Below are 23,495 nucleotides of genomic sequence, written 5' to 3' on the forward strand. Positions count from 1 at the left end.
GCGATGAAGGCGAGGCGTATGGCCGCAAGCTGGCAGCGGCTGGCGTTCCGGTCACATCGGTCCGCTACAATGGCACGATCCACGACTTCATGCTGCTCAACCCGATCGCGAACACACCTCCGGTGCGTGGTGCCCTTGAACAGGCGACGCAATACCTGCGTGAGGTCTTCGCGGCCTGATAGCCGCGAGGCCCACACGAGCAACAATCAGCCGCCCGACATCCCGAGCGACACGGTCGCTGACGGCGGAAGCGCAGCAGCCGGGCGCCTGCGGCAAAGGAGGATAAACCATGAAGATCGTTGTCATCGGCGGCACCGGTCTGATCGGGTCGAAGACCGTCGCCATTTTGCGCCAGGGCGGCCACGAGGTCGTCGCCGCCTCGCCCAACAGCGGCGTTGACACGATCACCGGCGAGGGCCTCAAAGAGGCCATGGCGGACACGCAGGTGGTCATCGACCTTGCCAACTCACCCTCATTTGAAGACAAGGCGGTGCTTCAGTTCTTCGAGACCTCCGGCCGCAACCTTGTCGCTGCTGAGGCGGCAGCGAACGTCCGGCACCACGTCGCGCTATCGATCGTCGCAGTCGACCGGACAGACAATGGCTATTTCCGCGCCAAGGTCGCCCAGGAAAAACTGATCAGGACATCCGGCATCCCATACACCATCGTTCGCGCGACCCAGTTCCTGGAATTCCTCGGCGCCATCGCCAATTCCAGTGCGGATGGAAACATAGTCAGGCTCCCGCCGGTCCTGTTTCAGCCCATCGCGGCGGACGACGTTGCCGCCGTCGTTGCCGATGTGGCAATCGCAGCGCCGCGAAGCGGCATCGTCGAGATCGCCGGTCCGGAGCGAGCGCCGTTCAACGAATTCGTCGCCCGCTATCTGAAGGCGGTTGGCGACCCGCGTGAGGTCGTGAGCGACCCCGAGGCCCAATACTACGGCGGCCGGGTCCAGGAGCATTCGCTCGTGCCCTTGGGCGAGGCGCGCCTCGGCCGCATCGGTTTCGACGAATGGCTCCGCCGCTCACAGGCAGCCTCTCCGGATCCGAGTACGCCCCGATCCGTCCGAACTGGTGCCCGGATAACAAACGTGAGGCGACCATGACGATCAGGCTCGTTGCGTTGATTCCTCTTTGCCTCGTGATCGGCACGGCGGTGGCTCAGGAGCCTAAGGAGCCTAAGGAGCCCAAGGTCACGGCACTCATGTCCATGGATCTTCCGGAGAGCCCCGGCAGGGAAGCTCTGATGATCACCGTCGAGCATGCGCCCGGCGGGTCGAGCGCTATCCACCGGCACAATGCACATGCGTTTGTCTATGTGCTGGAAGGCTCCGTCGTGATGCAGCTAAAGGGCGGACAACAGGTGACACTGACGCCAGGACAGTCCTTCTATGAGGGCCCTGACGACATTCACGTCGTCGACCGGAACGCGAGCGACACCCAGCCGGCGAAATTCCTGGTGCTCCTGATCAAGGACAAGGGCGCCCCGGCGCTCATGCCCGCACAGTGACGTTTACGGCAGGAGGCAGACATGAGCTTGGGCAGTACCTCACACCCGGATAGACCGGGTCCGGACGAGTTGGTGCCGTCGCGCTACGCCCTGCGGGTCGGCGATATTGACGTCATGGTGGTCAGCGACGGGGTGCTATCGCTGCCGGGCGAGATGTTGGGCCACAACGCCGACCCGGCCGCTCGGGCGGCTTGGCTGGAGGACATGTTCCTGCCGCCGGACGTTCTGGAGTGGGCGCTGAACGTGGTCGTGGCGCGCAGCGGCGGCCGAACCATACTCATTGACGCTGGGCTCGGCGCGGACCCGGACTCGAACTTGCCGAGGGCAGGGCGGTTGGTCCAACGACTGGAGGCCGCCGGCGTCGATCTCGCATCAGTGACCGACGTGGTGCTGACTCATCTGCACATGGACCATATTGGCGGGCTGCTCGTCGACGGGGTGAGGGACCGTCTGCGTCAGGACCTACGAATTCACCTGGCGGCCGCCGAGGCCGAGTTCTGGGCGTCGCCGGATTTCTCCCGCGTCTCCATGCCGCCGGGGTTCCCGGACGCGCTTCGGCGGGCGGCCACGCGGTTCTTGAATGAATACGACAGTCAGATGCGGCCTTTCTTGACGGAATTCGAGGTGGCGCCGGGGGTGCTAGTCCGTCGCACCGGCGGCCACACCCCGGGGCACAGCGTGGTCCGAATGGCATCCGGCGGCAATCGGCTGACGTTTGCCGGTGACGCGGTGTTCGCGGTCGGGTTCGAGCATCCCGACTGGTACAACGGCTTCGAACACGACCCCGAGGAGGCGGCCCGCGTTCGGGTCCGTCTCCTTCGGGAGTTGGCGGCGAACCGCGAGCCGCTGGTGGCCACTCACCTGCCGTTCCCGTCCGTCTGCCATGTGGCGGTCGACGGCGACGTCTTTCGTTGGGTGCCGGCCCCCTGGGAGTATTGACCCGCAACGTCCGAACGAAACGAACATATGCATTGGAAACGATACCCATTTAGTCGCTGCTTCTTACGTCTTCGCCGGCTTAGGATTCGGCCCCGCTACCGTGTCGCGCACAAGGGGCAGCAGTGAGCATCCATCGACAGAGGGAAAGTCACATGAACACCAGCAAGCAAACAGTCGATCAGGTTCGACGCCGGCTTTTGGCTGCGGCTACGGTGGGTGTTGCGGCCGCGAGTGCCTCCAGCCTGCTCCCCTCGCAACTTTCAGCCACGCCCCACGGCGACGATATTCGTCCGTTTCGCTTCGAGGCATCCGAAGACCAACTTGCCGATCTTCATCGGCGCGTCGCGGCAACCCGCTGGCCAGACAAGGAGCAGGTCCCCGATGAGACCCAAGGTGTGCGCCTCGCGACCATGCAAAACCTCGCGCAGTACTGGCAGGCCGACTATGACTGGCGGACGGCCGAGGCGAGGCTCAACGCCTGGCCGCAGTTCATCACCGAGATTGACGGGCTTGACATCCATTTCATTCACGTGCGTTCGAAGCACGACAAGGCGCTGCCGTTGATCGTCACGCACGGCTGGCCCGGCTCGATCATCGAGCAGATGAAAATCATCGGTCCGTTGACCGATCCCACGGCGTATGGCGGAACGGAAGCGGATGCCTTCCACCTCGTTGTGCCGTCGCTGCCCGGGTATGGCTTCTCCGGCAAGCCCACGGAGGTCGGCTGGAACCCGCCGCGTATCGCCAAGGCCTGGGCCGTGCTAATGCAGCGCCTCGGCTACACACGCTACGTTGCCCAGGGCGGCGATTGGGGCAATGCGGTCACCGAGCATATGGCCTTGCAGCAGCCGCCCGGACTGGCCGGCATCCACACCAACATGCCGGCGGCAGTTCCGGCCGAGATCAACAAATCCCTCGCCGCGGGAGCGCCACCGGAGGGGCTCTCGCCCGACGAGCTCATTGCCTGGAACCAGCTCGACTTCTTCAACAAGAACGGCCTCGGCTACGCGATCGAGATGAATAACCGCCCGCAAACTCTCTATGCACTGGTCGATTCGCCGGTCGGCCTCGCGGCCTGGATGATGGATCATGACGATCGAAGCCAGAAGATGATCGCGCGCGTTTTCGTCGGCGCGACCGAGGGGCTGTCAAAGGACGATGTTCTCGACAATATCACGCTCTACTGGCTCACCAACACCGCGGTCTCCTCGGCGCGGCTCTACTGGGACAACGCGCATCATCCGACGGGCGGCTTCTTCGATGTGCGCGGCATCACTATCCCGGTCGCCGTCACCGCCTTCCCGGACGAGATCTACACCGCGCCACAAAGCTGGGTGGAGAAGGCCTATCCCGAGCTGATTCACTACAACAAGGCTCCCAAAGGCGGTCACTTTGCGGCCTGGGAACAACCGACGTTCTTCGTCGAGGAGATGCGCGCGAGCTTCGCGTCGCTGCGGTAACCGACGTGAGCTTCAAGGCTGAGAGCATTTCTCGCGCTCGGCCAGTCTGCGCCTACGAAATCTGAAGACAGTCCATGGATGCGTTCTCTGCCACTTCTACGACGTCGCGGCCAGCCTTGGGACCATACCGACCGGCGAACAAAGCCGCTGTCACTGCATCGTTCCGCGTGAACAGTTGGAAAATGGAGGCTACTGATGGATGCCGTTCGACCTGATGCCCCAGCGCATGACTGCAGCCATTCACTTGCGTCGGAGAATGGAATTTCCCGGCGAGCAACGCTTGCTCTAGCCACGGCCGGACTTGCCGCGCCGCTGCTTTCGACAGCCGCGGTCGCCAAAACCAAGAAGGAACGTACCTTAGGTCACATCAAGGTCGGCCAGGAAAACTCGCAGCCTATCGAACTCTACGTCGAGGACCACGGCTCCGGCCCACCGGTCGTTCTCATTCACGGCTGGCCACTCAATGGCGACGCCTGGGAAAAGCAAACGCCGGCATTGCTTGCTGCCGGTCATCGGGTGATCACGTATGACCGCCGTGGCTTCGGCCGCTCGAGCAAGCCCGGTGTCGGCTACGATTACGATACGCTCGCGGCCGACCTTGATGTCTTGCTCAGCACCTTGGATCTTACCGGCGTGGCGCTGGTTGGACACTCCATGGGGACCGGCGAGATTACCCGGTACATCGGCAAATACGGCACCGAGCGGGTACGGCAGGCAGTGCTGATCGGCACGATCGGTCCCTTTCTTCTCAAGACCGCCGACAATCCCGAGGGCCTGGATGGTAAAGGATTCGATGACACCCGTGCCGCTCTCAAGGCGGACCGGCCGGCCGCGTTGAGGGGGTTCTTGAACAACTTCTACAATGTCGGCGGCGAGGACGGCAAGCGCGTCAGCGAACAGGTCATACTAGCCAATTGGGCGGTTGCGATCGGTGCCTCGCCGCTCGGGACTGTGGCTTGCGTCGACGCCTGGCTCGAAGACTTCCGCGCCGACATCTCGCGAAATGACATACCGACAATGATCATCCATGGCGACGACGATCGCATCCTGCCGCCGGATGCGACCGCGCGGCGCCAAGCCAAGATGATCAAGAATGTCAAATTCGTGGAGATCAAGGGAGCGTCCCACGGTTTGACCTGGACGCGAGCGGACGAGATCAACCCTGAGATTGTGCGCTTCCTGGCGTAGCGCCCAGGCGCTGGCAACGACAATCACGAAAGGGCCTCACCGGTGATCGCCGGACCACGCAAGATGGAAGGGAAGCATCATGGCCTTCACCATCGAAATCAACGGGAACCCGCATAGCGTCGATGTCGACGGTGACACGCCATTGTTATGGATCCTGCGCGATGTGATCGGCATGACCGGCACCAAGTTCGGTTGTGGAGTGGCGCTGTGCGGCGCGTGCACTGTCCATATCGATGGCGTGGCGACCAGATCCTGCATCACCACCGTCGACAGCATCGGTGAGTCGAAGGTGACCACCATCGAAGGCATCGGCGCGACCCCGGCCGGGGCAGCTATCCAGAAGGCCTGGCTCGATCACCAGGTCGTGCAATGCGGCTATTGCCAGTCCGGACAGATCATGTCGGCGGCGGCGCTTATCGAGAGCAATCCAAATCCGACCGATGCCGCCATCGACGACGCGATGAGCGGCAATATCTGCCGTTGCGGGACCTATGTCCGCATACGCGAGGCGATCAAGCTTGCCGCGCAAACCAAGCACGGGGGTTGACCATGACCCTCGCTCGCACCCCATCCACCGGCTCCAGTCTTTCCCGCCGCGCTTTCCTGGTGGCCAGCGCTGCCGCCGGCGGCGGGCTGATACTTGGTTTCGCTCTGCCTTTCGGCCGGAGCGAGGCCGCTGGTTCAGCCGACTTCGCTCCGAACGCGTTCATTCGCATCGCCAGCAGTGGCGAAGTCGTCCTGACCATGCCCTATGTCGAGATGGGGCAGGGCACCTACACCGCGATCCCGATGCTGATCGCAGAAGAGCTGGAAGTGAGCCTGGCGCAGGTTCGCCTGGAGCATGCCCCACCGAACGAAAAGCTCTACGCCAATCCGTTGCTGGGAGTGCAGGCGACCGGAAATTCGAATGCAATGCGAGGGGCCTGGAAACCCCTGCGGGAGGCCGGGGCGACTGCGAGGACGATGCTGATTGCGGCTGCGGCGCAGCGCTGGGGCGTTAATCAAGCGGCTTGCCTCGCGCAAAACGGGGAGGTGCTCCACGAGCCGACTGGCCGGCGTGCCGGGTACGGCGACTTGGCGGCGGAGGCATCAAAGGTGCCGGTTCCGGAAGCCGTGTCGCTCAAGTCACCCCAGGATTTCAAGCTCATCGGCACCCCGGCCAAACGGCTGGATGCGGCTGCCAAGGTCAACGGGACGGCCGTCTATGGCATCGATGCTCGCCCGGCGGGCGTGAAGATCGCAACCCTCGCGCAGTCGCCGGTTTTCGGCGGCCGCGTGAAGAGCGTCGACGAGACCGCCGCCAGGGCCGTCAATGGCGTGCACGAGGTCGTCCGGCTCGACGACGCCGTTGCCGTCGTCGCCGATCACATGGGCGCTGCGAAGAAAGGCTTGGAAGCGCTCAAGATCGAGTGGGATGACGGCCCCAACGCCGCGCTCGACACCGAGACAGTCGCCCGTGAACTCGAAGCGGCGACGCTCGGCTCCGGCGCGGTGGCGCAGAACATCGGTGATGTCCAAACGGCGATGGCGAACGCCGTGACCAAGCTCGAAGCGCATTACGAGGTGCCCTTTCTGGCGCACGCCGCGCTCGAACCGATGAACTGCACGGTGCACTTCCGCAAGGGCGAGTGCGAGATCTGGGTCGGCAGCCAAGCCGTGGCCCGTGTCCAGGCGATGGCTGCCGCGGCCTTGGGCCTGCCGCAGGACAAGGTCATCGTCCACAATCATCTGATCGGCGGTGGCTTCGGCCGCCGGCTTGAGGCTGATGGCGCAGTCCGCGCCGTCGAGATCGCCAAGCAAGTCGACGGCCCGGTGAAGGTCGTGTGGACCCGCGAGGAAGACATCCAGCACGACATGTACCGGCCCTATTGGTTTGATCGAATCTCAGCAGGACTGGACGGAGAGGGCAGGCCGGTGGCCTGGTCCAACCGCTTTGCCGGCTCCTCGGTCATCGCGCGATGGCTGCCCGCCGGGTTCCATAACGGCCTCGATCCCGACTCGACGGAAGGCGCGATAAATCTGCCCTATGGTCTGCCGAACTTCCATGTCGAGTATGTGCGCGTGGAACCGCCAGGCATCCCGACGGCCTTCTGGCGCAGCGTCGGTCCCTCGCACAACGTCTTCGTCACCGAGAGCTTCATCGACGAGATGGCGGCAGCAGCGAAGCAGGACCCGGTCGCCTTTCGCAGGGCGCTTCTCTCCAAATCGCCGCGGGCGAAGGCGGTGCTCGATCTCGCAACGGAAAAGGCTGGATGGGGGGAGGCATTGCCGAAGGGAAGGGGGCGGGGAGTTGCGCTGCAATCGGTGTTCGGCAGCTACCTTGCCATGGTCGCCGACGTCGAGGTGTCGGAGGACGGCGCGGTTCGTCTGCATCGGGCGGTCTGCGCTGTTGACACCGGCACCGCGGTCAATCCCGACACCGTGCAGGCGCAGGTCCAGGGCGGGATTATGTTCGGAACGACGGCGGCGCTGTACGGCGAAATCACATTGAAGAATGGGCGCGTCGAGCAGGCCAATTTCGACACCTACCAGATGCTTCGCATGAACCAAGCCCCGGCTGTTGAAGTGCATGTCGTCAAAAGCGAGGCGCCGCCAGGAGGCCTGGGTGAGGCCGGAACATCATTGATCGTCCCGGCCATCGCCAATGCGGTTTTTGCCGCGACCGGCAAGCGGCTGCGCAAAATGCCGATCGGGGCCGCTTTAGCGAAGCAGGGCAACTGACCCGAGACGAAGGGAGCTGCGATGAACGCTTTGGGCCCGAACACCTCCAGCGATGAGCGCCGAGCCATGACCCAACGTATTTCCGCCTACACGTATGTTCTCTGTCTCGCCGTGGCTTTCTGCCTGGCGGCTTCGGTATCGTATGGCGGTGTCGATCCGTTCCCGGCCGAGTTCCACTCCGATCAGATCGCGACCAATGGCACGAGCCTTCATGTCCGCATCGGCGGCCAGGGGCCGGCTGTCGTCCTGCTGCATGGCTTTGGCGACACCGGTGACATGTGGGCGCCATTGGCCGCCGTGCTGGCAAAGGACCACACCGTCATCGTTCCTGACCTGCGCGGCATGGGCCTCTCGGCGCATCCGCACTCGGGCTACACCAAGAAGAACCAGGGCGTGGATATTGCCGGCGTGCTCGATCACCTGAAGATCGAGAAGGCGGATCTCGTTACCCATGACATTGGCAACATGGTCGGCTACGCCTTCGCCGCACAGTATCCAGACCGCGTGACGCGCTGGGTCGTTATGGATGCACCGCTGCCTGGCATCGGCGACTGGGACAATATCATACGCGATCCGCGCTTGTGGCATTTCAACTTCCGCGGCCCGGACGTCGAACGGCTGGTCGAGGGGCGTGAGCGCATCTATCTGGACCGCTTCTACAACGAGCTTTCCGCCAATCCGGCCGCTATCGGCGAGGCAACACGCAACCACTACGCAGAACTCTATGCGCGGCCCATGGCCATGCATGATGCGTTCGAGCAGTTCGGCGCCTTTACGCAGGATGCTGCGGACAACAAGGCGCTTCTCGCCAAGACCGGGAAGCTGGCCATGCCGGTCCTGGCGGTCGGTGCCGAAAAGTCCTTCAACACCGCGATGGCCGACGACATGCGCTTCGTTGCCACGAACGTGACTGGCGTGGTGATCCCCAACTCCGGCCATTGGCTGATGGAGGAACAGCCAACGGCCACAGTCGAAACCATCCGCGATTTTCTGGAAGGGAAGTGACGCGAACCGTACCAAATCGGACGATATTTCCAATCATTGTTCGTGTAAGCTATGGCCAAAATGGCGCGACACCGCCGCCATTACGATATGCCTCAGGGTCGAAACGACGACCGGGCTTACCACCGTGATCGCCAGGACGACGACACCCATGAGGCCGTGGTCGCGTCCGATGTGAGGCCAGGTCCTGGTGGCCGCGCTGCCGGCCAAAGGCGGCAAGGCGGGTAGCGCGATTGCAGTAAATTTGTGATGCGAGCTCGAACGCGGAGGCGGGGGAGTGAAAGAACCATCACGCAGCGAGCCGAGCGCGACGCCGAACCCGACCGATTTGAGAAGGGCGGATAACGCCGGGCTAACCGAAGCACCGGACGTCGCTATCCATGCGGAAATGGATAAATCGAATCCTTCCACCGAAGCGGAAACGATCACGCCGGCAATCGACGACAACATCGCGCCGTCGCCAACACCTCCGCCAGCAGAGCGGGGCAAGACACCGGTGGCTGCAGCAACCATCGTTGTCATCAGCACGGCTGTGATCGTGGGATTGTCGTTGTGGTATCTGGTGCAGCCACAGCCTCTGCTGGTGCAGGGCGAGGCAGATGCCACGCGCATAGACATTGCCGCGCGCGTCGAGGGCCGCATCGGTCAGCGGCCCGTGTCACGTGGTGACAATGTGAGCGCCGGCCAGTTGCTCGTGACGATCGACAATCCAGAGCTCCGGATGAAGTTGAGCGAGGCTGAAGCGGCACGGCTGGTCGCTGTTGCCGATCTCACACGCATCAATGTCGGCACCCGCGCCGAAGTCATCGCCGAGCGGAAGGCGGCGGTCGCCGCAAGTGAGGCGAGCGTCACGCTGGCGCAGCAGACCTATGACCGCACCGTTCAATTGACGAAGAGCGAAACAGCGTCGCTGCAGAAGCTGGATGAAGCGACCGCATCGCTTGATGTTGCCAAGCGATCTTTGGAGCAGGCCAAGTTCGCCTCTGACGAGGCAGTCGCCGGATATACGGCGGAGGAGCGCGGCGTCGCAAAGGCTGCCGTCGGCAAGGCAGAAGCAGCGATCGTCACCCTCAAGGCACAGGTTGCGGAGTTGACGGTCAGCGCCCCCATTGCCGCCCAAGTTTATCAGGTTGCAGCCGAACCAGGGGAATATGTCTCGCCCGGCATTCCTCTGCTTTCGCTCATCGACCTCGGCGACGTTTGGCTGCGTTTCGACCTTCGCGAAGACCTGCTCAAGGGATTGAAGGTCGGCAATCGCTTCTCGGCAAGGGTTCCCGCGCTTGGCGACGTCCCGATAGAGGTCGAGGTGCGTACGATTGCAACGCGTGGCGAATATGCCGGGTGGCGAGCAACGCGGGCCACCGGGGACTTCGACCTGCGTACATTCGAGGTACGGGCCTACCCGGTCAACAAGGTCGATGCTTTGCGGCCGGGAATGAGCGCCTACGTGGACTGGCGGGCACGATAATGCCAACCGGCCATCGCCCCGGGATCGTCAGTGTGGCCGCGCGCGAGGCAGCCTGGATCTGGAGCGACAAGGTGGCGCTGCTGCTCGTCGTCGGCATTCCGTTGCTCGCATTCGCACTACTCGCTGCGACCTTCAGCAATGCCGTCATCCGCAACCTCCATGTCGATGTCGTCGATCAGGACCGCTCGAAGACTTCTATGACGTTCGTTCACGCGATCAGCGCCGCACCCGGCGTGGAAGTCGACAGGCGGTCGGACGATCTCAACGATGCAATGCATGCGGTCCGATCAGGCAAAGCCATTGCCGCAGTCTACATCCCCAAGGATCTCGAGCGAGACGTTCAGGGCGGGCGGCGGCCGCAGATCGTGATCTTCTTCAACAAGCAGTTCTTCACTCCCGGTAATGTTGCATCCGCTGCGCTCCAGGCGGCCGTCGCGGCCGCCGTCGCCGACCTGCCACCCGGGCGACGCGCGACATCCTTTCAGCCCGGCCCGCTGATCGTCGAACAATATGTGCTCACCAATCCCGCCCTCAACTATGTGCAGTTTCTGCTGCGTGCGATCTTGCCGACGGTCCTCCACATCGTGATCGCCATCGCTGCCGGCTATGCCGTCGGCTCAGAGTTCGGGTCGCGGAACATGAGCGAATGGCTGGCGACTGCTGGAGGAAGCAGCCTGACTGCGCTCGTCGGCAAGCTCTTGCCGTACTTCATCATTTTTCAACTCATGATGGTCGTAGGGCTCGGCATCATTCACGGCCTGTTTGAGATACCCTTTCGCGGCAATGCGGCGCTTGTGGGCGTTTCGGCCTCTCTGTTGATCATCGCCTATCTTTCCATAGGGGCACTGCTGCAATTGCTGGTCCGAAATCTGGCCTTCGGACTGAGCCTCACAGGCATCGTCTGCTCCCCGGCTTTCGGATATGCGGGCGTGGGGTTCCCGGTTCTTGCCATGGGCGCGTTCGCGCGTGGCTGGGGCGCTCTTCTACCGCTGCGCTGGTACATCCAAATTCTGTTCGATCAGGCGGCCCGCGGTGTCCCCGCGCAGGATTCGTCCACGCCTTTCATGATGCTCGGCGGCCTGACCGTCGCCTATTTCGGCCTTGCCTGGATCAGGCTGCGCTCCGTTTCCCGTCACCCGGTGCGTAATCCGCCAGCTCCCCCGGGCCCGGACCGGATCGGGGTCGTGCGTGCGTTCACCGACGAATACGGCCGCATCCTTCGAGACCGCGGCGCCTTCAGCCTGATCGTGCTCGCGCCGATCATCTATGGGCTGCTCTATCCGCAACCCTATCTTGGTCAGCTCATCAAGGATGTTCCCGTAGCCGTCGTCGACGACGACCGGTCAAACGTCAGCCTGACGATCATCCAGGCCCTCGATGCTCATGAAAATCTCAAGGTCGCGCTTCGGCCAACCACGCTGGCAGAAGCGCAGAGGGCCTGGGCGCGTCGCGAGGTTTTCGGCATCCTGAGTATTCCGGCTGGTACGGAGCGCGACATTCTGAAGGGTGTTGGCGCAAGGTTGCCTGCTTTCGTGGATTCCGCGTATTTCCTGCTCTACAACCGCACGCTCCAGGGCATCCAGGAATCGGTGGGGGCTGTCCGCGCCGATCTTGCAGCGCGCAGTGCGCGACCGGATGGCAGCCTCTACCGCGCCGCGCTGGCTGGCATTGCGCCGGTCGAGGTCCTCAATCAGCCACTTTTCAACCCCACCGGCGGCTATGGCAGCTACATTGTGCCAGCCGCCTTCGTCCTGATCCTGCAACAGACGCTTCTGATGGGGGTGGCCACCGTTGGCGGCGCAGCGTTCGAAGGTGGTGGTCACGCCGCGCGCCGCAATCGCAGCGCTTTGATGGCGGTGATCGGCCAGAGCCTTGCTCACCTGTTGCTTTCGCTGCCGGGTTATACCCTCTTTCTGGTCGTCCTCCCGAGGGTCTACGGTTTTTCCGCGAGCGATCACGTCCTCCAAATTCTGGCGCTTTCCATTCCCTTCATTCTGTCCGTCAGCTTCCTCGGCCAGTTTGCCGGAAGCTGGTTCAAGCGCCGTGAGACCGCGGTGCTGCTGTTCATTGCGATCAGCCTGCCGCTCTTCTTTCTTGTCGGAGTGGCCTGGCCACCCGAAGCGATCCCTGCCGCCCTGCGCACCGCCAGCATGATCCTGCCAAGCACCTCGGGGATCGACGCGCTGGTGCGCATCAACCAGATGGGCGCTTCCCTGTTTGACGTTTTTGACGACTGGATGAGACTCTGGGCGCTGGCCGGCACCTATGCGATCCTGGCGGCGGCCGGTACCCGAATTGCATCTGCCCGGAGAGGTTAGATGGCTACTGGATCGAAACGCTGTCTCCTGATTGCTTTGGCAGTCGCCGTAACGGGCCTCACATCGGCGACGACGGATGTCTTGCGCGCGCAAGACACGGAGCCGTCGCTCCCCGGCATGGTCCACCGGACCGAGATTCGGATTGCGCCCGAGATATCGGGCCGGCTTGGGTCGGTTGCGGCTTCGCCTGGCGAAAAAGTCCGAAGAGGCGACTTGCTTGCGGTTATTGCCAATCCCGATCTTGTCGCCCTGGTTGGCGAAGCCAGGGCTGCGGCGGCGAGCGCGAGAGCCGACCGTGACAGGGTCTTTTCGGGCGTCAGGAGTGAAGAGGTGGCAATCACCAATGAAGGGGTGCGCACTGCCGAGGCGAACCTCGTTCTTGCCCAACAGCAATACACTCGAACCAGCGCGCTCCTGACCAGCAGGGTCGCTAGCCGCCAACAGGCGGATGAAGCCGCCGCTTCGCTGGCAAAAGCCCAGGCCGACCTCGACCTGAAGCGGGCTCGGGCGGCGGCGGCGCGCGCCGGCCCCACGGTAGAAGAACGCGCGCTGGCCGAGGCCAGGGTTGCACTTGCTGATGCGACGGTCGCGCAGCTCGGAGCCCGCCTTGACAAGACGAAGCTGATCGCGCCGTGCGACGGCACCGTGCGCATACGAGTGGCCGAACCGGGGGAGATCATGGACCCCGGAAAGCCGGTGATGACGTTGGAACCTGAGGAGCACCCGTGGTTCGCGTTCACATTACGCGAGGACCAACTGCATAGTATTGCACTTGGCGCTGCGGTGACGCTGGCCGCTCAGGATGGCCGCCGCATCGGCGCCCGCGTAACGGAGCTGCGTCCGCTCGGCGAGTTCGCCACCTGGCGTGCCGCCCGGGCCGTTGGCGATCATGATCTCAACAGCTTCCGAGTGCGGCTCGATGCTGATGATGCCGTAGACAACCTGGAACCTGGAATGACTGTTTGGTTCGCGCGTCCATAGCGAACGGTTGAGCAATATGATGAACATCCTCGCCGATCCGATCGTCCAGACCGGCGCTCTCGCCGCAGTCGGAGCCGTGATCACGCGCGTGTTTCTGCGCCGTCACCCGAAGCGCCGCCTGATAGGCCAGCTCGGGTTCTTCTTGGCGCTGACCGCCTTGCTCCTTTACCACGGCATCATTCCCTATAAACCGGGGCCGTCCGGGGCCCCTGTCCTTCAACGGGTCTTTATCGCCATCGCCAAGATCATCTGGTGGACGAATGCGGCTTGGTCGCTGATCAGCATCGTCCGGGTCTTTCTGATCTTTGAGCGGCAGCCGAATGAGGTGCGCCTCCTTCAGGATCTGATAATCGGCGTGATCTATGTTAGCGCGATCTTGTCCGTCATCGCTTATGTGTTCGAAGCTCCGGTGGGTACGCTCATCGCTACCTCCGGTGCGGTCGCGATCGTCCTTGGCCTTGCGCTGCAAAGCACCCTGAGTGATGTGTTCTCGGGAATCGCGCTCAATCTCTCCAGGCCTTACGGGATCGGGGACTGGCTCCTGCTCGGGGACGGGTTCGAAGGGAAAGTGGTGGAAACCAACTGGCGGGCAACGCATCTCGTCACCGGCGCGAATGATCTTATCGTGGTTCCCAACAGCGACCTCGCGAAGGCGAGGCTGACCAATCTCAGCAGCCCGGCGCGAAGTCACGGCGTAACGCTCACCGTGCGATTCCATCCGACCACACTGCCTTCAGCCATGGTTGAGGTGATGCAGTCGGTATTGACCAACAGCAACTTGATTTTGACGGATCCGCCACCGCGTGTTCAGGTTACGTCCTTGGATGCGAGTGCCACACAATTGGAATTGACTTTCAGTGTCGCCGACGTCGGGCTCGTCGGAGAGGCAAGGACAGAGATCTTCGACCTGATCTACCGCCACGCAAAGGCGAATGGGCTCATTCTTGCCCAGCCGCCAAAGAGCGCTGGAGCCGCGACCGTGGCTCCGGCCGACGACACGAGCTCATTCGGCCATCACAGCACGCCGCGGCGCCTTCTCGATGCGATTGCGCTGTTTGCTTCTCTGACCGACGACGAGAAAGAAGCGCTCACATCGACGATGGTTCGCCGGACGTTCCGAAAAGGGGAGATTCTGGCTGAACAGGGTACTGTCCTGAAATCGCTGATGATCATCCGCAACGGAATCGTCGTGATCACGCGCCGCGAGGAAGCTAGGCTCACGGAGCTTGTTCGGTTGGCGCCCGGCGAATTCTTCGGCGAAGGTGGGCTGCTGACGGGAGCCGGCGAATTTGGGACAATCAAGGCGCTGACTTCTGTAGTGGTCTACGAGATCACCCAGGAGGGCCTCGCCGGGCTAATGCGCGACCGGCCTGCAATTTGCGAAGAACTCGGCTCCATGTTGTCGAAGCGGGCCGCCACGGAGCTGGTTCGACTAAATCCGTATCACGACGATGTTGGATCCAAGTCTGCACCGCGCCTGACGGCTCGTATCAGACAGTTGTTCAATATCTGAAAGCCCTGTTTTTGCTGTTTTTACACACTATCCGCCAACAGACGACATACTGTTCGATCTGAATTTCCCCTTCAATCCGTTCGATCTTAAAATCGCTGATCAGCACATCCAGGCCAACTTGCGAGATTCCGGGCAGTGGTAGAAGCAGGGCCGGAGCCCGTCCCCTGAGCGGCGGAAATGGCCAGTGCCCGTGGAGGCGGAGTAAAACGCCACACCGCCGCGACGTCGAATATCGTCAGGACGATCGGCGCCTTGACAGCAATAGACCGCACAAGAAAGCTGGCTGCGCGCTTGCACCTGCCTCGGCGCGAGCGGTCAGCAATCCATCGATCGAACGCAGCGCCTCGGGGACCGGCTTAGACGCCGTAGGCACGCGACACCGCCCCCTTTGGCTCGAAGTCGGATAGCAGCGGGAAATGCAGATTGCGGTCGTGAGCGAACGCCTGGTGACACCATGCGCCATCGACCGAAATTCCGACTAGCTCGGCGCCTTTTTTTCGAAACTCCGCCAGCACGTGATTGTAGAGCGACATCTGGTCTCCGCAAACCGGGCTCCAGTCGGCCGGGTAAAAGGCAAGGATGACCCGACGGCCGCGAAATTCCGACAGCGACAGTTTCTGATCTGGCGTGGCGTTCAAAATGAAGTCGGGCGCGATGGTGCCAGGTGAAAGGATGGTTGGCATACGTGCTTCCTATTGAACGCCGCGAAGCCCGCGGGCTGGGGAACATATATGACGATGAACGCCTTGGCTCGGCGATCGCAGTGTGGAACGAAAAGGCTATTGCGTTTCATGGACGGGAGCATTGACACCCGTCAGTTTTTGTCTGCGCGGCGGCGGGCCCGGCCAGGGGGCTGTCAATGAGTTGGCTATCAGCCCTTTCGGACGCGATCCAATGCCTGCTTGATGCTATTCGCGCTGCTGGCGAGTTGCTCACGCTCTTCGTCAGACATTGCCGGCTCCGCTGTCTCGACTACGCCAATTCGACCCACGACACGACTTGGTCCACAGGGTTCGACGAGACGCAACTCGGGGGCACGGCTCACCATGCTCACGGCATGCCCGACAACGGATGACCTTGATGCCTAACGGCGAGCAAGCGGCCTGTCGGTAGTGCGGCAACAAACTTCACCGCTTCGCCGCGCTCGCGCTGCATCTGGTTGTCCTGTCCAGAGGTCCCACGCTTCAGGAATGCTTGTGCCCATCCTCATCGTCTACTTCCTCGAAATCAGCATCGACGACATCTTCACTCGATGGAGTTCCTGTCTGAGGCTGGGGCGTTGAAGATCCGGTATTGGCTGTGTAGAGCTTCGATCCAAAATTGGTCGAGGCCACTTGCAGCGCGTGGATCTTCCCTTTGATCTCGTTTTCCGCATCTCCGGTCATGGCCGCTTTGAGATCGTTGATAGCCGCTTCAAACGGCGCCTTGTCCGCAGGCGATAGCTTATCGCCAGCCTCGTCCAGCGTCCGTTGCGCAGCACTTATTTCCGCGTCCGCCTGGTTGCGGGCTTCGACCAGCGCACGCCGCCTCTTGTCGGCCTCGGCATTTGACTCCGCCTCTTTCACCATCCGGTCAATGTCGGACTGAGACAATCCTCCCGAAGCTTCTATCTTGATCTGTTGCTCCTTGCCGGTCGCCTTGTCCTTCGCCGTGACATTGACGATGCCGTTGGCGTCGATGTCGAACGTGACTTCGATCTGGGGCATGCCCCGCGGGGCAGGAGGGATGCCCACAAGGTCGAACTGGCCAAGCAGCTTGTTATCGGCGGCCATTTCGCGCTCGCCCTGAAAGACGCGTATCGTGACGGCGCTCTGATTGTCTTCTGCAGTCGAGAAAATCTGGCTTTTTTTCGCGGGAATGGTGGTGTTGCGCTCGATGAGCCGTGTGAACAGGCCCCCCAGTGTTTCGAGCCCCAGAGACAGCGGCGTCACGTCGAGCAGCAATACATCCTTGACATCGCCTTGCAGAACACCGGCCTGAATAGCGGCGCCGATGGCGACCACTTCGTCCGGGTTGACGCCCTTGCTGGGCTCCCCGCTAAATATCTTTCTGACCGTCTCCTGCACTTTCGGCATGCGTGTCATGCCGCCGACTAATACCGCTTCACCGATATCCTGCGGAGTGGTCTTCGCGTCCTTCATCGCCGCCGTACAGGGCGGCTCCGTGCGTTGGATCAGGTCGGCAACCAGATCTTCGAGCTTGGCCCTGCGAAGCTTGATCTCGAGATGCTTGGGACCATGCTGATCGGCGGTGATGAACGGCAAACTTATTGTGGTTTCGATCGCCGACGACAGCTCGATCTTGGCCTTTTCCGCCGCCTCGCGCAGCCTCTGCACAGCCAGCCGATCCTGGCGCAGGTCGATACCTTGATCCTTCTTGAACTCATCGGCCAACCAGTCGACGATGCGCTTGTCAAAATCCTCGCCGCCAAGGAAAGTGTCGCCGTTTGTCGCCTTGACCTCGAATACCCCTTCTCCAATGTCGAGAAGCGAGATGTCGAATGTGCCGCCGCCGAGATCGTACACCGCGATCTTTGCGGCCTTCTTCTTGTCCAGCCCGTAGGCGAGAGCGGCGGCGGTCGGCTCGTTGATGATACGTAAAACGTCGAGCCCGGCGATCTTGCCCGCATCCTTGGTGGCCTGGCGCTGGCTGTCGTTGAAATAGGCCGGCACGGTTATGACGGCCTGCGTTACTTTCTCACCGAGATAGGCTTCCGCCGTCTCCTTCATTTTCACCAGTATGTAGGAACTGATCTGGCTTGGGCTGTATTGCTTACCCATCACCTCGACCCAGGCATCGCCATTGGCGCCCTTGACGATCCGGTAGGGAACAAGCCCCTTGTCTTTTTCGACGGTCGGGTCGTCATAGCGCCTGCCGATGAGGCGCTTAATGGCAAAGATGGTGTTTTCCGGATTTGTTACGGCCTGGCGTTTGGCGGGTTGGCCGACAAGGATTTCACCATCCTTGGTAAAGGCGACTATCGAAGGCGTGGTTCGTCCGCCCTCGGCGTTCTCGATGACCTTCGCCTGGCTGCCTTCCATAATCGCGACACAGGAGTTGGTCGTTCCCAGATCAATGCCGATAACCTTGCCTGCCATTACAGCCTCCATGGGCACACGTTCGGCGCAAGCGAGGGCGCTTCAACTGCTCTCATCTTCGGGCGCCTGCCGATCAATTACCTTGACCGTCGTCAATTTCCGGACAGCAGCATCACGTCGGGCTTCCTTTGACCGTGATGCGGCGCGGACCCTGCAAGGTGATCAGCCCGCGCTCCTGGAGTTCCGTGAAGGCGCGACATACCGTTTCAACGGAGATGCCAAGCATGTCCGCGATGTCGTAACGAGAGATCGGCAGCGGCGCACCATCGCCCTGGACGCAGGCCAACCGATCGCAAAAATAGGCAAGGAATGCGCGCACCTTCCCCTGTGAGGTCATGGTGCCGGCAACGAGCATCTGCGACTCGAGCCGTTCGATCGCCTGGAAGCATTGGGCTCTGATCTCATGGGCCACAGATGGTTCTTTGTCCGCTAGAACCTCCACCTTTTGCCTCGGATAGCACTCGATCGTCGTCTCTTCGGCCACGGCCTGAGCACCAAACCATCGATGGCTGCGCAATGTGAACCCGAAGAAGTCGCCCGGAAGAAGGATGTCGATGATCTGGCGGCGCCCGTCGCTTTGCACCACATACTCGCGAACTGCCCCCGCGAGCACGCAGTACCAGCTATCGCCGCGCTCGTCCTCGTCGAATATCTCCTGGTTCCGTCTCAGGCGCCGGATATGAGCGATGCTATGCAGCGCCGGTGCACCCAGATCAGTATCCGGCGGAGGCTGCAGCGGAGCAACGGTTTTATCGGGGGATGTCGACCTCTGGAGATGCAGCATTTGACAAGCCTTTCTCGCGGATAACTCACCGGTCGGCCTCGGCTAGGTGTTTAGTTCCAGAAATTGATGGATCTGATCGACGATGAATCGTTCAGGTTCCTTTGTCCAGCATTTGCAGATGTATTCATAAGGGGCGCTTCATGGTGGTGGCTTCAGCCGTCGGATTCGACGATCTAGATTGTATTTTTTGAGGCAAGCCCGATCAGCAGCACGATGGCGATCTGCGCGTAGATGCTGTTCTGCAGCCCCATCAGCATCAGCGCGGGGTGGCTCCAAACAGCGCCGCTCCCAGGGAGAGGATGATGGAAATGGGGAGCATCCAGCTTTCATACTGCGCGACGAGGAACAGGAACGCGAAGAGCAGCGCCAGACCGAACACGGCGATGCTCAAGCCGAGCGCGCCTCGGCCCGGGTCCTGTCGACGTCGACGAAGATTTGCGGAATATCGGCGCTGAACGTCGACGAGACGCCGCCGATCTCCGGCGCATGGTTCAATTCGGCCAGCAGGCGCAGCACCTGGCCGATCTCCTCGGGAGGCTGGCCCTGCAACGCCTGCAGCCGTATGTCGAGGCCGCGCCGACACCCGGAATCGCCGGCGGGGCGAAGACGGCTATGTTGGCGCCTGGTATGGTCGCGAACTGCGCCCGCAGCTCGCTCAGGATGCGCCCGATCTGCAGGTCTGGCTCGGTCCGATTCTCCCAGGGATCGAGCGCTACGACTGCCATGCCGCCGTTTGGCGTCATTGTATTGTCGGCTTACCAGGCGCGCGGCGCCAGGACGTATATATGTCCCAGACGGCGATAAACATCGCTGCAATCATCGGGCCGATGACGAAACCGTTCAGACCAGCTGCCGAAGTGCCCCCGAGGGTGGAGATTAGGACGACGTAATCCGGCATCTTGGTGGATTTGCCGACGAGGATGGGGCGCAGGAGATTGTCGACGAGGCCGATGACCCGTGTGCCGAAGGCGACCAGGATGATCGCCTTCCAGACCGCGCCGGAGATCAGCAGGTAAAGCGCAACGGGCAGCCACACGATGCTCGCTCCGACAGCAGGCACGAGCGCGAAGAACGCCATTACCACAGCCCACAGTACTGAAGCATGGATTCCTAGCACCCAGAAGATCAAGCCGCCGAGGGCGCCCTGCAGGATTGCCACCAGAATGGACCCCTTGACCGTGGCGCGAACGACGACTGCGAATTTCTGCAGAAGCTCCCGTTGCGACGCCCGCAACGGAATCGCGTCCCTGATTCTGCGTGTCAGGCTTGAGCCATCCCGCAGCAGGAAGAACATAAGGTAGAGATATCGTGCGCATATCGCCTCCGCAAAGCTCCGGAAGGGCGGGAGCATGCCACTATATCATTTCATGGTAGGCTTGTAACAAACGCCACGTGCGAGACTGGCTAATGTCCTCTTGGGCAGTTCGAAGGCCGAAAGATGCCAGTCCGCTTTCGGCCCCGAGGCCGACGGTTCGGTTCCGGCTTGAGCAGACTCGGCCGCTGGCACGAACGTGATGGCAGAAGCACTCATGTTTAGGACAAGAAGCGAGCCGGCCCGAGATCGTCGGCGGCGCTGTCATGAAACACTGTCCATGTCGAGCCACTCGTGAGATAGCTCAATGACGACCTTTCGAACGCGCTGCCCATCCCGCGAGCTCCGGCGCGAGCATCAGCTTGTGCGCGGTAGGCAGTATCGATCGGAGGCAAACGAACTCACCTTTGCCTAGGGGCCATTCAGGGAGCACCGGTGCTGCTCGAGACGAAGCGCGCCCACCTGGCGAAGTAGCTCCACCATACGAGGCGACGGCTCGCCCTCGGGCGCCGCCGTCAAAAGCGCCTCGACGTTCTGTTCCAAGGTCGCCCTAATCTCCCGTGCGGCATCGGCAGCGGCAATGCAGGCCGCAGCGGCGGCAAAATAGGCGTTTGTTCGATGCAGCTCAGCCAGGCCGATCTGCGCGGCGTCGATCGCGCGCCCGGCGTGCTCTGCCGCCGCTTCGGCGGCGGCGAGACGCAACGAAAGGACGCCGGTGGCGTAAGCATCGGGTTCGCTGATGTCTAGCCCACGCCGAAGCGTCCGGCGTCCGGCTCCGATATGGCGGGCCGCCTCGAGCAGCAGGGCGAGCGAATGCGGTACGTCGATGCGATCCTCTTCGGCAAATGCATGGAGCAAGGCTCCGCTGTCGGCGAGTACGTCCTTCAGCAGGATGTGCTCCGACGGCTGCTGGCCGGGGGCGGACGGCTCGCAACTGTCGGCAACGTAGTGCAGACCGTCGATCCGGGTCGGCAACAGAAGCTGGGCGGCCTTGCCTCCATCGGTCTGCGTCGGCACCAGCAGAAAGTCCGCATGGCGGGCGCAAGGCGTACAGAGCACCTCCCCCGCAAGACGCCAGCCAACACCGCTCGCCATCATCCTAAGCGGCGCGCCGTTCTCCGAATTGCGGTGAAAAGGCAGCGCTTTGCCGAGCCTGGCGCCGGCCAGTGCCGCCGGAAAAACGGTATTGTGCTGGCCTTCGGTTCCAAAACTACGGATCTCCTCCAGCGCGACGAAATGAGTAGCGAGAAGCTCCGCCAGCGTTGCGGACTCTTCGGCTGCAATCGCGCAGATCTCGAAAAGCGCCACGTTCGAAGCATCGAGGCCTCCATGTTCGGAGGGAATCGACACCCCGAGCAGGCCGGACCGAGCCAGGAGCTCCAGACGCGCTTGCTGCGGAATGCCGGCGGCTTCAAAGCCCGCGGCGATCGCGCTCGCAACGCCAGTCGCCTCGTCTTCCGCCGCGATGAGGGCGGCGGTGCGGGCAGGATGGCCAATCGCTGGTGTCGTGCCCATGTCTGCTCCTCATGCGGTTTCGGAAGGAACGGGTGAAAAGATCATAGTCTATAAAGACTGTATAGAATAATTTTGCTAATTTTCGGCCGATTTGAAGTTAGTCGATGCGGGCATCACGAAGGTCCAGAAGGGTAAGCCGGTCGCCGTCTGTGACGAACATCGAGGCGATCAAGCTCCGGCGGCGGCCGCCTAAATCAACTTCCCGGAACCCGAGCCCGCCTCGGCCGTTTTCTCCCTCAGGAAGGAATTGCGATACTCTATAGATTTTATAGAAAATACCGGTAGACTATGGCGCAGACGCCGGCGCCCGAGCCGGAGCCGGAGGGTTGTTCATGCAGTTCAACACGGACGTCGCAATCATCGGTTCGGGATTCTCCGCCGTTTCGCTTGGGCTCAATCTCATCGAGATGCTGCCACCGACCGCCAATGTGAGCCTGGTCGGGCGTGCGGCGCGGCAGGGCAGGGGCATCGCCTATTCGACCACTGCCGATTCCCATCTCCTAAACGTGCCGGCCGGCCGGATGAGCCTCTTTGCCGACCGTCCGAACCACTTCGTCCGCTGGCTTGCCGAGGCTGGCTTTTTCTGGAAAGACGACTTCGTGCCGCGTAAGATCTATGGCCGATATGTTAGCGATTGCCTTGAGGCCGCGAGGGGGCGGACGGCCAACCGACCTGCACTTTCCCTGGTCGATGCTGACGCGCTTGGCGCTGAAGCCGCAGCCGATGGCAGTCTGGTCTTCCGCCTGAACGATGGTCGCATGCTCACTGCCCACCTTGCGGCGCTTTGTACGGGCGCCGGCACAAACCGTCTCCCAATACCCCCAGACGCGGTTTCCCCGGACGTTTTACCCCTGGTGGTCAACGACCCATGGGGGGCACCCTGGTGGGAGCACATGCCGAACGACGCGGACGTCGTTTTCATCGGCACCGGCCTCACCATGGTCGACCAATGCCTGCTTCTGAAGCAGCGGGGCTTCAAGGGCACCATGCACGCCGTCTCGCGACGCGGGCTCTTGCCGCAAGCGCATCTGTCCCGCAGGGCGGATCCGGCCGATCCGGTGCTTGTCGCGGGCGAGAGTAAAGTCAGCGACATGCTTCGCAGGCTGCGCGCGCAGGCCGCCGACATGCCTGACTGGCGTGCGGCGATGGACGGGCTCCGCCCCGTCACACAGGCGCTCTGGAAGGCGATGGATGCGGACCAGCGGGGGCGATTTCTCCGCCATGCCGTCGCGTACTGGAACGTGCACCGCCACCGCATGGCGCCGGCGGTGGCGCAAGAGATCGAAGCGCTTCGGCAATCCGGCCAGTTGGTCATACACCGAGGTCGGCCCAGCGCAATTCGAAGTGTAAAAACCGGGGTCATCGTGGACGTGGTGGGCGTCAATGCCGTGGCTCTGCCGGCTGGCCTGGTTGTCAACTGTGCCGGCCTGGAGCGATGCGTGGTCGGCGCCTCGCCGCTCTTGTTCGATCTTGCCCACAAGGGGCTCGTCCAGCCCGATTCCCTTGGACTCGGCATAGCCGTAGATGACGACTCGACCGTCATCACCGATCGTGAGATGGCTGACGGCCGCCTCTATGCGATCGGTCCGTTGACTGTCGGCAGACACTGGGAGATCTCCGCCGTGCCTGACATTCGCGTTCAGGCGCGCTCTGTTGCCGAACGCATCAGCGCCCGGATGCGCTGATC

21 protein-coding genes and 1 pseudogene are annotated in these 23,495 nt (G+C 62.2%); 14 read left to right on the forward strand and 8 right to left on the reverse strand.

Annotated elements, in window-relative coordinates; genetic code table 11:
- The 9 genes from AC1DDS_RS24365 to AC1DDS_RS24405 all read left to right on the forward strand — a co-directional run.
- A partial coding sequence (locus tag AC1DDS_RS24365) for an alpha/beta hydrolase (RefSeq protein ID WP_477481240.1) occupies nt 1-179 on the forward strand: 179 nt, incomplete at its 5' end.
- 110 nt (nt 180-289) lie between these two features.
- On the forward strand, nt 290-1,105 hold the full coding sequence (locus tag AC1DDS_RS24370) for an SDR family oxidoreductase (RefSeq protein ID WP_477481214.1): 816 nt from the start codon (nt 290-292) through the stop codon (nt 1,103-1,105).
- A complete protein-coding gene (locus AC1DDS_RS24375; RefSeq protein WP_477481215.1) occupies nt 1,102-1,509 on the forward strand; it encodes a cupin domain-containing protein in 408 nt (135 codons plus the stop codon). Before AC1DDS_RS24370 ends, AC1DDS_RS24375 begins: the two co-directional genes overlap by 4 nt.
- 21 nt (nt 1,510-1,530) lie before the next feature.
- Nucleotides 1,531-2,448, forward strand: coding sequence for an MBL fold metallo-hydrolase (locus AC1DDS_RS24380; RefSeq protein WP_477481216.1), 918 nt, complete (start codon nt 1,531-1,533; stop codon nt 2,446-2,448).
- Nucleotides 2,449-2,600: 152 nt separating this feature from the next.
- On the forward strand, nt 2,601-3,908 hold the full coding sequence (locus AC1DDS_RS24385; protein WP_477481217.1) for an epoxide hydrolase family protein: 1,308 nt from the start codon (nt 2,601-2,603) through the stop codon (nt 3,906-3,908).
- A 195-nt stretch (nt 3,909-4,103) separates the two neighbouring features.
- Nucleotides 4,104-5,096, forward strand: a complete 993-nt coding sequence (locus AC1DDS_RS24390; RefSeq protein ID WP_477481218.1) for an alpha/beta fold hydrolase — start codon at nt 4,104-4,106, stop codon at nt 5,094-5,096.
- A 79-nt stretch (nt 5,097-5,175) separates the two neighbouring features.
- Entirely contained in the window at nt 5,176-5,643 is a 468-nt protein-coding gene (locus tag AC1DDS_RS24395; protein WP_477481219.1) for a (2Fe-2S)-binding protein, read from the forward strand.
- 2 nt (nt 5,644-5,645) lie between these two features.
- The gene (locus AC1DDS_RS24400; protein ID WP_477481220.1) at nt 5,646-7,817 is read left to right on the forward strand and encodes a xanthine dehydrogenase family protein molybdopterin-binding subunit; all 2,172 of its coding nucleotides are present in this window, start codon (nt 5,646-5,648) and stop codon (nt 7,815-7,817) included.
- 66 nt (nt 7,818-7,883) lie between these two features.
- Nucleotides 7,884-8,822, forward strand: coding sequence for an alpha/beta fold hydrolase (locus tag AC1DDS_RS24405; protein ID WP_477481221.1), 939 nt, complete (start codon nt 7,884-7,886; stop codon nt 8,820-8,822).
- Nucleotides 8,823-8,855: 33 nt separating this feature from the next.
- On the opposite strand, the gene AC1DDS_RS24410 is transcribed toward AC1DDS_RS24405, so the two are convergent.
- A complete protein-coding gene (locus AC1DDS_RS24410; protein WP_477481222.1) occupies nt 8,856-9,332 on the reverse strand; it encodes a hypothetical protein in 477 nt (158 codons plus the stop codon).
- On the opposite strand from AC1DDS_RS24410, the gene AC1DDS_RS24415 reads away from it, so the two are divergent.
- From AC1DDS_RS24415 to AC1DDS_RS24430, 4 genes are all read left to right on the forward strand, one after another.
- Nucleotides 9,316-10,287, forward strand: a complete 972-nt coding sequence (locus AC1DDS_RS24415; RefSeq protein ID WP_477481223.1) for an HlyD family secretion protein — start codon at nt 9,316-9,318, stop codon at nt 10,285-10,287. The genes AC1DDS_RS24410 and AC1DDS_RS24415 overlap by 17 nt on opposite strands.
- The gene (locus AC1DDS_RS24420; protein ID WP_477481224.1) at nt 10,287-12,605 is read left to right on the forward strand and encodes an ABC transporter permease; all 2,319 of its coding nucleotides are present in this window, start codon (nt 10,287-10,289) and stop codon (nt 12,603-12,605) included. Before AC1DDS_RS24415 ends, AC1DDS_RS24420 begins: the two co-directional genes overlap by 1 nt.
- Nucleotides 12,606-12,818: 213 nt before the next feature.
- The gene (locus AC1DDS_RS24425; protein ID WP_477481225.1) at nt 12,819-13,586 is read left to right on the forward strand and encodes an HlyD family secretion protein; all 768 of its coding nucleotides are present in this window, start codon (nt 12,819-12,821) and stop codon (nt 13,584-13,586) included.
- A 16-nt stretch (nt 13,587-13,602) separates the two neighbouring features.
- A complete protein-coding gene (locus AC1DDS_RS24430; protein WP_477481226.1) occupies nt 13,603-15,099 on the forward strand; it encodes a mechanosensitive ion channel domain-containing protein in 1,497 nt (498 codons plus the stop codon).
- Nucleotides 15,100-15,455: 356 nt separating this feature from the next.
- On the opposite strand, the gene AC1DDS_RS24435 is transcribed toward AC1DDS_RS24430, so the two are convergent.
- From AC1DDS_RS24435 to AC1DDS_RS24465, 7 genes and pseudogenes are all read right to left on the reverse strand, one after another.
- Nucleotides 15,456-15,782, reverse strand: coding sequence for a redoxin domain-containing protein (locus tag AC1DDS_RS24435; RefSeq protein WP_477481227.1), 327 nt, complete (start codon nt 15,780-15,782; stop codon nt 15,456-15,458).
- A 501-nt stretch (nt 15,783-16,283) separates the two neighbouring features.
- On the reverse strand, nt 16,284-18,197 hold the full coding sequence (gene dnaK, locus AC1DDS_RS24440; protein WP_477481228.1) for a molecular chaperone DnaK: 1,914 nt from the start codon (nt 18,195-18,197) through the stop codon (nt 16,284-16,286).
- A 112-nt stretch (nt 18,198-18,309) separates the two neighbouring features.
- Nucleotides 18,310-18,981, reverse strand: coding sequence for a cyclic nucleotide-binding domain-containing protein (locus AC1DDS_RS24445; RefSeq protein ID WP_477481229.1), 672 nt, complete (start codon nt 18,979-18,981; stop codon nt 18,310-18,312).
- Nucleotides 18,982-19,237: 256 nt separating this feature from the next.
- Complete coding sequence (locus AC1DDS_RS24450; protein WP_477481230.1) at nt 19,238-19,372, reverse strand: hypothetical protein; 135 nt, start codon at nt 19,370-19,372, stop codon at nt 19,238-19,240.
- A complete protein-coding gene (locus AC1DDS_RS24455) occupies nt 19,369-19,497 on the reverse strand; it encodes a hypothetical protein (protein WP_477481231.1) in 129 nt (42 codons plus the stop codon). The genes AC1DDS_RS24450 and AC1DDS_RS24455 overlap by 4 nt, the downstream gene beginning before the upstream one ends.
- Before the next feature lie 223 nt (nt 19,498-19,720).
- Nucleotides 19,721-20,284 (reverse strand): annotated as a pseudogene (locus AC1DDS_RS24460) (AI-2E family transporter); the annotation flags it as partial.
- A gap of 420 nt (nt 20,285-20,704) precedes the next feature.
- Nucleotides 20,705-21,808 carry an acyl-CoA dehydrogenase family protein gene (locus AC1DDS_RS24465; protein WP_477481232.1) on the reverse strand — a complete coding sequence of 368 codons (1,104 nt, stop codon included), beginning with the start codon at nt 21,806-21,808 and terminating at the stop codon, nt 20,705-20,707.
- A gap of 332 nt (nt 21,809-22,140) precedes the next feature.
- Between AC1DDS_RS24465 and AC1DDS_RS24470 the strand changes: the two genes are divergently transcribed.
- On the forward strand, nt 22,141-23,493 hold the full coding sequence (locus AC1DDS_RS24470; RefSeq protein ID WP_477481233.1) for an FAD/NAD(P)-binding protein: 1,353 nt from the start codon (nt 22,141-22,143) through the stop codon (nt 23,491-23,493).
- Nucleotides 23,494-23,495 lie beyond the last annotated feature (2 nt).

Source organism: Mycoplana sp. 10N416, assembly GCF_056394765.1.